Below are 12121 nucleotides of genomic sequence, written 5' to 3'. Positions count from 1 at the left end.
CGGTTCATCCAGGTCGACCCGATGGTCGACTACGGCCAGCCGGCCACGATGAACCCGTACGCCTACAGCAACAACGCACCGGCCACCTTCTCCGACCCGTCCGGGACCTTCTTCCCCATCCTGATCGGAATCGCGGCCCGTATCGCCATCCAGGCGGCGATCCGCGCGGCGGCCCGCCGGGCGGCGATCATCGCGGCCCGCAAGGCGGCCCAGGCGGCGGCCCGTCGAGCCGCGGCCCTCGCTCGCAAGCGGGCGGTCGAGGCCGCGAAGCGCGCGGCGGCGAAGGCCCGCCGTGAGGCGGCCCGGAAGGCGGCGGCGGCCAAGCGAGCGGCGGCCAAGCGGGCGGCGGCCCGTCGTGCGGCAGCCCAGGCCCGTGCCCGTGCGGCACGCGCCTCGGCGCAGAGGGCAGCAGCACGCCGTGCGGCGGCTCGCAAGGCGGCGGCACGCCCGAAGCCGCGCGCCAAGCCCCGTTCCCAGCCGAAGCCGCGTCCCAAGCCGTCGCAGGTGAAGCGGGCGGTGAAGAAGGCTGCGAAGGAGGTCAAGGAGACCGTCAAGGAAGAGGTCCAGTCAGCGGCCTGTGAGACGGCCGCCGGCGGCGCCAACAGCTTCGTACCTGGTACGAAGGTGCTGATGGCCGACGGTTCGACCAAGCCGATCGAGAAGGTCAAGGTCGGCGACAAGGTCATCGCCACCGACCCGAAGACGGGCAAGACCTCCGTCCAGACGGCCACGGCGACGATCATTGGCAAGGGCAGTAAGGACCTCGTCAGGATCACGCTGAAGATCCACGACGGCTCCTCCGCCAAGGCCGAGACCACGACCGTCACCGCGACGGCCGGCCACCCCTTCTGGGTGCCGTCCCTGCGGGAATGGGTCGACGCGGGCCAGTTGAAGCCGGGGCAGTGGGTCCAGACGTCCTCAGGCACCTGGATCCAGATCGGCACGGTCGAGGCGTGGACGGCGAAGAAGGCCACGGTCCACAACCTGACCGTCACGGACGTGCACACGTACTACGTGCTGGCGGGGGCAACGCCGGTTCTCGTTCACAACTGCAATACAGGAGGGTTGAGCCTCTCAGGTGCGCGGCACGTCAGCGGACGCTTTCCCAAGACTGCTAATCCTGGGGAAACGCTTTTCCGCCAGAAAGAGGATGGGACGGTTACCGCGTATGCGCGGTATGATGAGGAAGGCGCAATTTCCCAACGCGCGGACCTCGATCCTGACTCAGCACCGCATGCCGGCATACCGGCCCCACACATTCTCGACATGGTTAAGCACGTCAATCCAAAAACGGGCCAGGTTTTCCGCAACTGGGCAAAGCTACCGCGGCCGCTACGCCCCGAAGAGGAGCTATGCGGCTGCCGGTAGGCCGAGTCAAATATGAATGGCTGACATGCGAGCCGTTCATAAATAATTGAATACTGATAGAAATGCACCACCTCAGGCGCTCGCAACAACATGGCGGGCGCCTGAGGTCTCTGAATTTATGAACCTCTGTGGGTTTACCTCCATCTCTCTGAGTGACCCGAATGACCGACCCCCTACGCAAGTGACGCGAGGAGCTATCCGTGAATGACCCGATGGATTACCCTGGAATTAAGTCATGGGTGGAGGAATGGGGAGGGGGCGTTGATTACCTAGATTATGTGAAAGGTCATGGTGATCTGGGAATGATGGTGGCACTCTCCCGGATCTTCTGGCCGCGGTTTGTTGAAGTGGAGGGGTGCGTGCTGTGGGATCGGGCATACGAAGAATCGAATTTTAAAGCCTGGCGCGAGAGCCTCTCTGGTGACATCCGAAAAATTGAGGCGACGCTGAATCAGCTACGAGTCTGGCAGATTGTCGATTCGGATGATGTCGAAGAGGATTGGCAGGCGCAGAATTTTTTTGCCGCATGTGTTGCAAAAACTTGGGGTGCTGCGTTGTCTGCCGAATTTCCCCACCGGAGTTTCGATGTTCGGGTTATCCGTTCCGAAGATGGCCCCATTGTCACCTTCTCATCCGGATCGAGGTAGGTTCATGGTTTTGTCTCGGAAGGTGGAACGTGATCGATTTCGGACCATCTGACGTTGCGTCACTCGCACATTGGCTACTGGGTGAGGTGATACTCAATCCCGCAGCCCTCGTAGTGAATAGCAGTAGCAAACTCGAAGCCCCGCCGGATGCGCCCCGGCGGGGCTTCCGCGTGAGGTGACGGCAGTAGTTTGACGGCAACGTCAGCGGACGGCGGCTGTGATGGGCGGGTCGTCGGGGTCGTCGTTGTCCGTGGATGCATCGCCCACGGCGCCTGGTGTCCCCGGCGGGGCGTTCCCATCGGCGGACGGGGACCTGGCCCACAAGCTCGAACGTGCCTTGGAACGGATCGACGAGTTGCAAGAACGCGTCGAGCGCCTGGAGCGCGGCGGCGCCGAAGACCGCGACGCCAATTGAGACGGCCACCGGAATGCAGGAGCCCCCGGAGGCAAGCGATCCCTCCGGGGACTCTCTTTCTGATCCGTCCTGCCCGGTGCCCGTCGCGCCGGGGCCTAGCTGGCAGATCAGTCGCGTCGGACGGGTAGAACGCCAAGATCACATCACTTCGCCCTCGTCATCGAAGGCTTCGGGGTCTTCGAAGTCGGGCATGGGCAGGCGTGCGCCACGGCTCACCGCAATGCGGTGAGCATTCGCCAGTGCCTCGGTCAACTGGACCGTCAGCAGGTGGAGCTCACCGGGCGTCCCACACGATCGGCGAGGAGCTGTTGCGCTTCCTTGATGAGCTCACCGGCCAGGCCGAGTTGGACCGCTTCCGTCTGGTCGGCGAGGCGGGACATGAACCCGGCTCCGTCGCTGGAGAGGTAGCACGGCTTGCCCTCGGGCCCCGCCCACGGCAGGAGCCGCAGTTCACCGGTCAGGCTCATCACGCCGTCACCTCCACACCGTGGATCAGCCGGGGACCAACGTCGATGCCGTGCACCGCCAGCCACAATGCGCGCCGCCGAACCCTCTGCCGCTGCGGCTCCCGCCGCTCGTGCGCGACCAGGTAGGGGCGGACGATCCCGATCTCTTCGCCCCGCAATGGCGGCATGGATACGTGCGGCAGGCACTTGGTTGGTGTGCTGGTGTGGGCTGCGGAAGACCGGCGGTCTGCTCTGCGATGGCGCCCCTCAGCGGGCCACACAAGTCGCAACAGCGGCTCGAAGATATGGGCGATACAGTGCGGCATGTCGACGCTCCAATCGGCGTTGGCCACGCCCCCGGACCGTTCGCCCGGTCGCGGGGGTACTGACGAGATGTCAGCCTGCCGACTGGTGGTGCAAGGCAGTTGCACCGAACCGTGCAACTCCCCAGCCCCGGAAACTGCTAGATCCCGCCCACTCCGCGTACTGGGACAGGGAACTGCTTCGGGCCCGTTCACGCCGCTTGAGAGCCAGGACTGTCTCCCGCACCGTCGGGTGGTAGCGGGTCTGCTGCGGTGCGATGCGCCGGGCCTGGTGCAGGCAGTCCAGCGCCTGCTCGGGATGGTCTGCCCAGGCGTGGGCCCGGCCGAGGTCCATCCAGTGGTGCCCGGCCCGGGAGCGGGTCCAGCCGCGCGGGATCCGTACATCCTCGGCGAGTTCGATCGCGCGCCCAAAGTCGTCGGCCTCCGAGGCGATGGCCACGGCGTGCACACCGACGTTCACCGGGCCCCAGGTGACGCCGAAGTCGGGCAACTCCCCTGTGGCCTGGGCAAGGGCGTGGGCCTCGGCCAGGCGGGCGTCGGCGTGGTCCCGGTCCTTCATGCGGCCCGCGATGGTCGCGGCGCGCAGGTGCAGCATGCCCCGCATCGCCTCAATGCCCGCCGGGCGGCGAGACTCCTGGCCATCGAGGTCCCGCAGTCCTCTGTCGACCACTCGCAGACCCACGTCGTACCGGCCTGACGACATGGTGGTCTGCGCACGCAGGAAGGCGTGCATGGCAGCCAGCCCCGGCTCATCGGCGCGCGGTGCAGTCCACGCCAACCGGTCCAGCGCGACGGTCGCGAGATCGAGGAAACCGAGCTTCCACGCCACGGTGAACACACACCGGAACGTCTCCGCCAGACACTCGTAGGCCAGCCGCTGTTCCTCCCCGGTACTGGTGTGCACCGTCTGCACCGACTCGTCGATCAAGCCGGGCAAGTCCCGGACCATGTCCGTGTATTGAGCCTGACGGCGCTGCTCCAGAGCCCGATGGACATCTGGCCAGATCAAGGCGGCCGGGCGCGGAGCCGTCTCCCAGTTCAGAGGGATGTCCCATTTTTCCAGTCCCTCACGAATGGGCTGGATCAGTGCGTCCATCCGGTCCCGGCGCAGTTCATCGGCGTACGGCTGCCCCAGCAGTTCGGAGGTGGAGACACTGGCACGCATCGCCAGCCCCTGCTGCGTCAACCCCCGCTGCTTACGGATACGAGCGACCCGAGCCCCGGTGTGCTCCTCGATGCTCTGCATCACGATGAACTCCGTTCTGCGGCAACACTCAGACGGTACCCCTGAACGACACCCTCGGATCAGTCGAACCGTGATTGCCCCGCCTGCCACCAGACCCGCGCCTGCCGAGCCCAACGCAGTCGAAAAACAACCCAGCCGCATGCCCTCACCGCTGACCCCGAGGCACCGCCGAAGCGGTGTCGGATCCCAGCTGATGCTTGACGTTCTGGTCTCACCTGATGCTTGACGGTGGGCCTGGACAACATAGGAACCCTTGTGGGGCTTGTTCGCTTTCACGTTACGGACCGGGACGTCGGTCGTGCGGCGGACGACCCGGATCTGGCCGTCCAGCTCGACGGTGATCGTCGAGTCCGACACGTGCACGGTTACGGTCCGGCCTGCGTAGGGGCGGCCAAGGGAGACGACCTGTCGGCAGACCATGACCGTGCCCACCGCGCTGATCCGCCGCTGGACCTGGACCGGCTCCACGCGGGGCCGAGGCGGCGGGCCCGCGGGCCGCAGGCCGCGCAGCCGCTGGACCTCGGCGGAACTGAGCGGGTTGGGCCGCACCCGCAGCAGTTCCCGCGAGGACGGGTCGAAGAACGACATCGTCTCGCCCTCGATCCGGACGCCCACCTGCCGGCCGCCGAGGATCTCCGCTGCCAGCACCTGGTGCCCGCCCAGGTTCACCAGGCCGCTGTTGTTCACGACCCGGTCCACCTCGAACGCCGCCGCGTCGCCGGCGGGCAGCGGGGCCGGTCCGGCCGCACGTCCTCCCCGGGCGGCCAGCCGCGCGAGGTCAGCCACGGACAGATGCGAACGCACGCTCTTGATCCGCATCCCGGCGATCAGCAGATGGATCACCGAGGTGTCGGCCCAGAACGTCACCGTCAGCCCCGAGCGGGAAGGGCCGAGCCAGAACTGCTTGCCCGCGACCTGCAGATTCCCACTCGCGGGCACCACCCGCTCGAACTCCACCGGCCCGCCCTCGTCCACCTCCACCACCAAAGGAAGAGAGGCAGGAGCAGGCGCCGCCTCGACCGGACCCGGCACCGCAGCGGGAGCCGTCCGCTGCTGCGGCACCAGTGCAAGTACTCCGGGGATCTTCAGGCCCAGGACGTCCCGTTCCTGCTCAGGAACCGGGATGAACCGGTTCGTCGGGGACTGCATGTCCAGGGCCTGATGCGGCCGGACGGAGTTGTACTCCTGAACCCACGCATCCAGCGCCGCCTGCGCTGCTTCGATGCTCTCGAACGCGCCGCAGTCGTCGAGGAGTTCACGCCGCAACGTCTGATGGAACCGCTCGACCTTACCCGTCGTGGTCGGTGAGGCGGGCTGGGTCAGCCGGTGCGCGATCCCGTTCTCCCGGCAGATCCGGTCGAACAACACCTCACCACCATGCCCGAACCGGTCGGTGAACTGCTTGCCGTTGTCCGTCAACACCTCCTCCGGCACCCCGAACGCCTGCAAGGCCCGGGCGAACGCCGCGCAGACCGCCCGTCCCGTCGCCCGCTCGACCACCGAAGCGATCACGCAGAAGCGGGAGTGGTCATCCACACCCGTCACAACCTTGGCCTCGGTCAGTTCACCGGTCACCGGGTCGACCAGCACCACCCCGCCGACGATGTCCATCTGCCACAACTGCATCGGAGCGTCCCGCTGCCAGCGCTTGTAATCCGACCGCTTCCGGCGCCGGACCCCCGGCTCCACCAGGCCATGGCGGACCAGGATCCGATACACGGTCATCCGCGACGGCACCGGCGTGACTGCCCCGGACCGCTCCAGCACATGAGCGATCCGCCGCGGACCCCAGCGAGGATGCTTACCCCGCAGTTCGCACACCGCCGCCTCCACCTCGGCAGAGGCCTGATGCGGACACGAGGCCGGCCTACGCGAACGGTCCGCCAGCCCAGCCAGACCGAAGGCCTCATACCGGGACTTCCACCCGCTGACCGTCTGCCGGGACACACCAAGCGACGCGGCGACCTCCGTCACCGTCGCACCCGCCAGCACCGCCAGAACAGCCCGGTATCTCTGCTCGACAACCGACAACTCCACCAACGCCAATCCCGGCCTCCCCACACGCGCCGAAACAACGCGCACAGAAAACCCGATCACGGCCACTGTCAACCATCAGCTGGGATCGAACTGTCAAGCATCACCCGGGATCGGACATAGCACCAAGGCGGAATGCGTCCAAACTTTCTCTACGTCTTCAAGGCGACCCGCTGACGCGGGTCGCGCGCGGCACGGCCGCCCACCCGGCCCGCTCTCGGCTCCGCCACCGCGGGCCGGCCAGCGACCAGGCCGCGCAAAGACAGCGCAGCGGATGACCAGAAGCGCGAAGCAGTCCGGGCGTTCCCACACGGCTGGGGGCCAGGCCGACGGCGAGGCAGCGGCTAGGCGTTGGCCGGTGCGCAGCTCGTGGGTGGGGCCGGTCGGCTCCGTGGGCTTTACCCACCTGTTCGGCTCGGGGTCCGCGTCGGGCAAGGCCAGGGGGCCACTTGTTCAAATTCCGGGCAGGCCCAAAGCCTGCCCGAGTTGCCGGCCAGCGTACGGCCCCCTGGCCATGCCCGACCCCAACCCGAACAGGGCACCGGCCAAAGCCCACTCAGCCGACCTCACGCACATAGCCGTCTGACGGCAACAGGGGCGCACAACATGGCACTTCCACGCACACCCACGGACTGACCGAATTGACCTGCGAAAACGCAGATGACAGCACCTCAGCAGGCACACGTACTACGTGCTGGCGGGGGCAACGCCGGTACTCGTTCACAACTGTGGTGGATCACAACCCGGGCACTCCGATCTTTGCAGGTGCGACCCGGAGAAGCCCCGTAGCGAGGTTGTCCTGGATAGGGACTCGTTCGAACAGGCCAGAAACCAGGCCACTGGACATCGTGGGGCCTATCGACACCGGTTCGTGGCAGCGTCGACAGGGGACGATGGAGTCTGCGGTCGACACCTTCGGCAGGGACACCGGGTTCACCGCGACCAGCGGAGGGGAATACAGATCGTTCCGTCTGGATACCGACGGCAGAATCGGCCCGCACATCAATGTGATGACGGGTAAGGGCGCGTCGGTTCGAAAATGGGCGATAAGGTTCCCTGGCGGGAGTATTTCGACGTGGTTGAGGCGGAACGTATGACCGGCGGTAGTTCTTATGGGAGACATCCGGAATACCTTCCGGACTTCATGAACGACCCCCATGACGATGACGGCCGGCAGGTGGTGAAGCTGGATCTCGCCGAGAACGGCGCACTGGCGGCGGCGACGCTGAGCAGATTTCCGGCTGCCACCGGCGACGTGATCGACTTCGAGTCCACTCCGTTCGAAGACCGCCTCTGGTGGGACGATGAGGAGCACTGGACGAGGATGGCGGCGGAGCTGCTCTCCTCGAACGTACAGTGGGGTGAGCGGATCGCCGTCATCTGGGGCAACTACCTGATGCCGACCGTGACCATGCCTGCGGATGTCGCGGTGCGACATGCGCGGGACATCCTGGACGCCGGGCCGCACTTCTGGATCCACCCGCTTGGCGGTTCGGTGCTCATCGAATGCCTAATGGATGGACAAGTGACGGTGGTGACGATTCCGTCAGGCTAAGTACAGAACTCGTGAGAACGCCCTGCTGAGGAATCGGCAGGGCGTTCTCACAGTTTCCGTACGTAACGCTGATATTTGATGTGCCGTTCACCGATGGGTGAGTGTGCTGGCGTCCGTATGGACAGGGTGGGCAGGGCGGTTGCAAGTTCCGGGATCGCGTAGATCGTCCGCGCCTGGCGGGAGTTGACGTGGCAACAGGAGTTGGGTGGGTCAGTGCTGTGCGGCGCCTGGGCGAGCAGGGCGGGTCACGTTTGTCGCCACGTGCGCCAGGGCCGGGTGATGATCTCCCGGTAGGTGTGGTGGGACGGGTTCTGACCGCAGTGCCGCAGCACCCAGTTCTGCGGTTCGGTGAAGTCCTCGCTTGTCGGTGAGGTCTCTCCGTCCACGGCGCACTGCATCGCGTACAGGACCGGCTCCGCGTCCGGCTCGCGGTCGGGCTGGAGAGTCCAGGTCTCGTAGCGCAGGACCGAGCGAGGAGTCACCGTCCCCACCTCCGGTTGGCCACGGCAACCTTGGCGCTCAACTCCTCGGCCGGGGTCGGCGGGCGGACATCCTGGGGCGGCACGTCCCACTCCCGGCCCCCGCGCGGCGGCCGAAGCTGCACGTACGGCCCCACATGCCCCATCACCACGCCCACCTTGCCGTTCCGCCGGTCGACTATCACGGCACCCACAGCAGGCGAAGCGGTGTGCTGGATCGCATCAGGGTTGCGGTCCGTCATCGTGACCACCCCGGCGAGGCGGTCCGCGACCGGGCAACCAGTCGCAGGGCGGGAACACATGGCATGGCGCTCATTCGCACGTGACGCTCCTCGGTGGCGTGGGCCGTGCCCCTGGGCCTGTCGGTGCCACAGGGTCGGCACCGATCCTCACGCCGGTCGCCAGGACGAAGGAACCTCCACCAAACCCCACTCCGGGACGTCCCGCACCATGTAGAACGTCCCTGGTGCCGTCCTGAGACCAAGGGGGAGACTCGTGCCGAACGAGAGACTACGAGCCGTCATGGCAGCCGGAGGCTGGACGTACGCCGCCCTCGCCCAGGAGGTCGAGATCGACCCCAAGTCGGTCGAGCGCTGGGTGAACCTCGGGCGCACCCCACGCCGTGCCACAGCCCTGCAGGCGGCCAAAGCCCTGGGAGAAGACGTGCACGCACTCTGGCCGGCACTGCGCCAAGCCCGCCCCGCCCGCGCCATCAGCCCCGAACTGGTCGCGCTCTACGAGCAGCGGGCCGACATCCCCGTCTCGACGTTCACCGACCTCTTGGCCCAGGCCCGGGAACGGATCGACATCCTCGTGTACGCGGCCGTCTTCCTCCACGAGGCGTACCCGCGGTTGAACGAACTCCTCACCGAACGCGCCGCCGAAGGCTGCAACGTCCGCATCGCGATCGGGGACGCCGACAGCGACAACGTCCAAGCCCGCGGCCAGGAGGAGCGGTTCGGCCACGGCATCGAATCCCGCTGCCGCCTCGCCCTCATGCACTACAGGCCACTCGCTGGCACCCCCGGCATCGAAGTCCGCACCCACGCCACCATGCTCTACAACTCCCTCTACCGCGCCGACGACCAGCAACTCGTCAACGCCCACGTCTGGGGCGTCAACGCCTACGCAGCCCCCGTGTGGCATCTTCGCCGACACCAGGAGAGCGGCATGTTCGACACCTACGCAGAGAGCTTCGACGCGGTGTGGGCGACGGCGACGCCCGTACGAGAGGAAGGCTGACCGTGGTGCGAACCGAGTACTACGCCGACCCGAACGCACCCAAGCCGAACAGCATGGTTGTCGCCGCCTCCGCCGTCGTCACCGACGACCACGGGCGCATCCTCCTCCAGCGCCGTCGCGACAACGACCTGTGGGCGCTGCCCGGCGGCGGCATGGACCTCACCGACTCCCTGCCCGGCACGGCCGTCCGCGAAGTCAAGGAAGAGACCGGCCTCGACGTCGAGATCACCGGCCTGGTCGGCACCTACACCGACCCGAAACACATCATCGCCTACACCGACGGCGAGGTCCGGCGACAGTTCAACGTCTGCTTCACCGCCCGCATCGCCGGCGGCCGACTGGAGATCTCCGACGAGTCCACCGAACTCCGGTTCGTACCGCCCGAAGAGATCGAGCAGTTGCCGATGCACCACACCCAACGGCTCAGGATCCAGCACTTCCTGGAACAGCGCGAGAAGCCGTACCTCGGCTGAACCGGCTGACGGCAGTAGGTGACGGCAACAATCCCGGACAACCACGGACACCCGGGCATGTCACCGGACCAGCAAACCGCACTTGACCTGCGAAAAAGCAGGTCGAAGGCTTCGCGTAGCACACGTACTACGTGCTGGCGGGTGCCGAACGGTCCTGGTGCACAACTGCTCCATCAGCCCTCACCAACTGGAGCGGACGGAGCAGCTCGGGGGCAAGGCCGACCGGGCGATCGTCGACACGATCGCCGACAGCATGTCCAGGGACGGCTGGGTCGGTGAGCCATCGAGGTCTTCGAGCACGTGAACAGGCGCCACGTCATCAATGGCCACCATCGGGTCTCGGCGGCCAAGAAGGCGGGGATCGACGTTCGCTATCGAGCCCTTACGCTTTGACGAGGTCAAGGCCTACGGCTACAAATCCGCCGACGAAGTGGTCTGGGCGTCTGTCGAAAAGGGGCGGGGACTTCCCCGAGGAGCGCAGAGGACGGAGGCGACGGTGAGCCAGTCGGGCGAAGCCGAGACCTGCGTGCGTTCCTTCCTGCGCGCGCACAAGCTCATCAGAACGGAGCTGGCGGGCACCTATCCCCAGTTCGACGGGCTGGAGAACGTCCTCAAGGCGGTCCGGGCGGGAGAGCTCGACCGAAGGGCCCGCTCGGACACCGGCTTCTCGTACGCGGTCCACGGCCGCGGATGCCGGATGGCCGGACCCGATGGGACCGAGGTCGACATGGACCTGCTCCTGGACGGGTCGGAGGCATTCGACGCCTGGCGCCTGGAGGTCTTCGCGCGAAGCGCCGACCTGGACCCAGTGCCGTCCAGAGAGGGCCTCGTACAGGCGTGCCGGGACATGGCGCGTCAGGGAATCCTCGACGAGCCGGAGTCGGGATGGTTCCGCATCACCGAATGACAGGCCATGCCTGACGAAGAGTTTCGAGTCGTCCGAAGCCGCGCGCCGAACCCCGTTCCCAGCCGAAGGCCTATTCGGCGATGGAGTTGGTCTCTGCGGTCTGCACCGTAAGTTACTGCGCAGAAGTGCACGCGCGGCGGTCGAGCCCAGTTCGAGGGATGGCTATGAGATCGTTCTCCGTCCAAGGGCGTCAGTTCATGGCCCTGATCATCCTGAGCGACCACAACGACTACGAGTCGATGGAAGTCGTCGAGACGATGGACGGCAAGCGGGATGAACTTGGCCGGCCGTGTCCGCCCTGGTGACAGGGTGTGACGCGGGGCCCTCCGTTGCAGGGCCCCACTCCCCGCTTGCGGTGACTTTCGCGTGACTGCGCAGGCAGGACAGGACAGGAGAAAGGGCATGGAATTCAGCCAGCCGGACCGGCTTTTCAAGGTGTGGGACTACTCGGTCACGCATCGGACCCTGCGCCTGCGCAGCGACGCGCATCTCGGCCTTGAGGCCGGGCCGCGTATCGAGGTGGCCGCCGGCCATGTCGACGTCATGTTCCTCCGCTCGACGATGAGGGGACTGACCATCCGTAAGGTCTCCTCCACCGACGAGGTGAAGGCGGTGGCCGAGCGGTACGGCATCACCGAGGACCCGGACTACATGTTCCTGCTGGAGTCCGCCGACGGACCGGGCCTCATCGTGTCGGGGAACCCGTCCTGGGCCATGGCCGACTGTCCCGTCGACGCACCGTCCCTGTTCTCCAGGGCAGGCGAGGTCAACCGCTACCCCGGTGGTGTCATGGGGCAGATCGACTAGCACGACACCCGAAGAACGAAGAGTTTCGAGAGCTGCGCGAACCATCGACGCGCAAGGGGTTCGATTCAACGGTCCGACGACGCGACTGCTGTTCGACGTGAGCCGCGCTCTTATCCGTCCCCGCCGCGATCCTGCCGGCAGGGCCACTGACGCCCGCGACGGCGCCGAAACCCGCCGCG

At 66.5% G+C, this 12121-nt stretch carries 12 protein-coding genes and 2 pseudogenes; 9 read left to right on the top strand and 5 right to left on the bottom strand.

Annotation, left to right across the window (positions count from 1 at the left end):
• From AC5P09_RS22235 to AC5P09_RS22225, 3 genes are all read left to right on the top strand, one after another.
• A partial coding sequence (locus tag AC5P09_RS22235) for a polymorphic toxin-type HINT domain-containing protein (protein WP_493875578.1) occupies positions 1–1368 on the top strand: 1368 nt, incomplete at its 5' end.
• 200 nt (positions 1369–1568) lie between these two features.
• A complete protein-coding gene (locus tag AC5P09_RS22230; protein ID WP_493875577.1) occupies positions 1569–2015 on the top strand; it encodes a hypothetical protein in 447 nt (148 codons plus the stop codon).
• Between the two features lie 250 nt (positions 2016–2265).
• On the top strand, positions 2266–2430 hold the full coding sequence (locus AC5P09_RS22225; protein ID WP_493875576.1) for a hypothetical protein: 165 nt from the start codon (positions 2266–2268) through the stop codon (positions 2428–2430).
• Positions 2431–2568: 138 nt separating this feature from the next.
• Here AC5P09_RS22225 and AC5P09_RS22220 read toward each other — a convergent pair.
• From AC5P09_RS22220 to AC5P09_RS22210, 3 genes and pseudogenes are all read right to left on the bottom strand, one after another.
• Positions 2569–2897: pseudogene (locus AC5P09_RS22220) on the bottom strand (hypothetical protein).
• Positions 2897–3229 (bottom strand): hypothetical protein, encoded by a 333-nt coding sequence (locus AC5P09_RS22215; protein WP_493875575.1) that lies wholly within the window; start codon positions 3227–3229, stop codon positions 2897–2899. The pseudogene AC5P09_RS22220 and the gene AC5P09_RS22215 overlap by 1 nt, the downstream one beginning before the upstream one ends.
• Before the next feature lie 1969 nt (positions 3230–5198).
• A pseudogene (locus AC5P09_RS22210) lies at positions 5199–6476 on the bottom strand (IS481 family transposase); the annotation flags it as partial.
• Positions 6477–7554: 1078 nt separating this feature from the next.
• Between AC5P09_RS22210 and AC5P09_RS22205 the strand changes: the two are divergent.
• Entirely contained in the window at positions 7555–8034 is a 480-nt protein-coding gene (locus AC5P09_RS22205) for a hypothetical protein (protein ID WP_493875584.1), read from the top strand.
• 245 nt (positions 8035–8279) lie between these two features.
• Here AC5P09_RS22205 and AC5P09_RS22200 read toward each other — a convergent pair whose 3' ends face one another.
• Positions 8280–8525, bottom strand: coding sequence for a DUF7848 domain-containing protein (locus tag AC5P09_RS22200; protein ID WP_493875574.1), 246 nt, complete (start codon positions 8523–8525; stop codon positions 8280–8282).
• Positions 8513–8755 (bottom strand): hypothetical protein, encoded by a 243-nt coding sequence (locus AC5P09_RS22195; protein ID WP_493875573.1) that lies wholly within the window; start codon positions 8753–8755, stop codon positions 8513–8515. Before AC5P09_RS22195 ends, AC5P09_RS22200 begins: the two co-directional genes overlap by 13 nt.
• A gap of 280 nt (positions 8756–9035) precedes the next feature.
• On the opposite strand from AC5P09_RS22195, the gene AC5P09_RS22190 reads away from it, so the two are divergent.
• The 5 genes from AC5P09_RS22190 to AC5P09_RS22170 all read left to right on the top strand — a co-directional run bounded on the left by AC5P09_RS22190 (position 9036) and on the right by AC5P09_RS22170 (position 11942).
• Positions 9036–9755: an XRE family transcriptional regulator gene (locus tag AC5P09_RS22190; protein ID WP_493875583.1), complete on the top strand. Its 720-nt coding sequence runs from the start codon at positions 9036–9038 to the stop codon at positions 9753–9755.
• Positions 9756–9757: 2 nt separating this feature from the next.
• Entirely contained in the window at positions 9758–10228 is a 471-nt protein-coding gene (locus AC5P09_RS22185) for an NUDIX domain-containing protein (protein WP_493875572.1), read from the top strand.
• A 496-nt stretch (positions 10229–10724) separates the two neighbouring features.
• The gene (locus tag AC5P09_RS22180) at positions 10725–11135 is read left to right on the top strand and encodes a DUF6896 domain-containing protein (RefSeq protein ID WP_493875571.1); all 411 of its coding nucleotides are present in this window, start codon (positions 10725–10727) and stop codon (positions 11133–11135) included.
• A gap of 164 nt (positions 11136–11299) precedes the next feature.
• Positions 11300–11440 carry a hypothetical protein gene (locus AC5P09_RS22175; RefSeq protein WP_493875570.1) on the top strand — a complete coding sequence of 47 codons (141 nt, stop codon included), beginning with the start codon at positions 11300–11302 and terminating at the stop codon, positions 11438–11440.
• A 97-nt stretch (positions 11441–11537) separates the two neighbouring features.
• Positions 11538–11942 carry a hypothetical protein gene (locus AC5P09_RS22170; RefSeq protein ID WP_493875569.1) on the top strand — a complete coding sequence of 135 codons (405 nt, stop codon included), beginning with the start codon at positions 11538–11540 and terminating at the stop codon, positions 11940–11942.
• Positions 11943–12121 lie beyond the last annotated feature (179 nt).

It is taken from the genome of Streptomyces sp. a15, from assembly GCF_059026085.1.
Note: the sequence above shows the minus strand (reverse complement) of the source record. Positions and strands in the feature narration are given on the sequence as shown.

Bases quoted from the DNA above. Each gene is read 5' to 3' on its own strand.
- AC5P09_RS22175 (WP_493875570.1), top strand. From the start codon at position 11,300: ATGAGATCGTTCTCCGTCCAAGGGCGTCAGTTCATGGCCCTGATCATC.
- AC5P09_RS22195 (WP_493875573.1), bottom strand. From the start codon at position 8,755: ATGACGGACCGCAACCCTGATGCGATCCAGCACACCGCTTCGCCTGCT.
- AC5P09_RS22170 (WP_493875569.1), top strand. From the start codon at position 11,538: ATGGAATTCAGCCAGCCGGACCGGCTTTTCAAGGTGTGGGACTACTCG.
- AC5P09_RS22190 (WP_493875583.1), top strand. From the start codon at position 9,036: ATGGCAGCCGGAGGCTGGACGTACGCCGCCCTCGCCCAGGAGGTCGAG.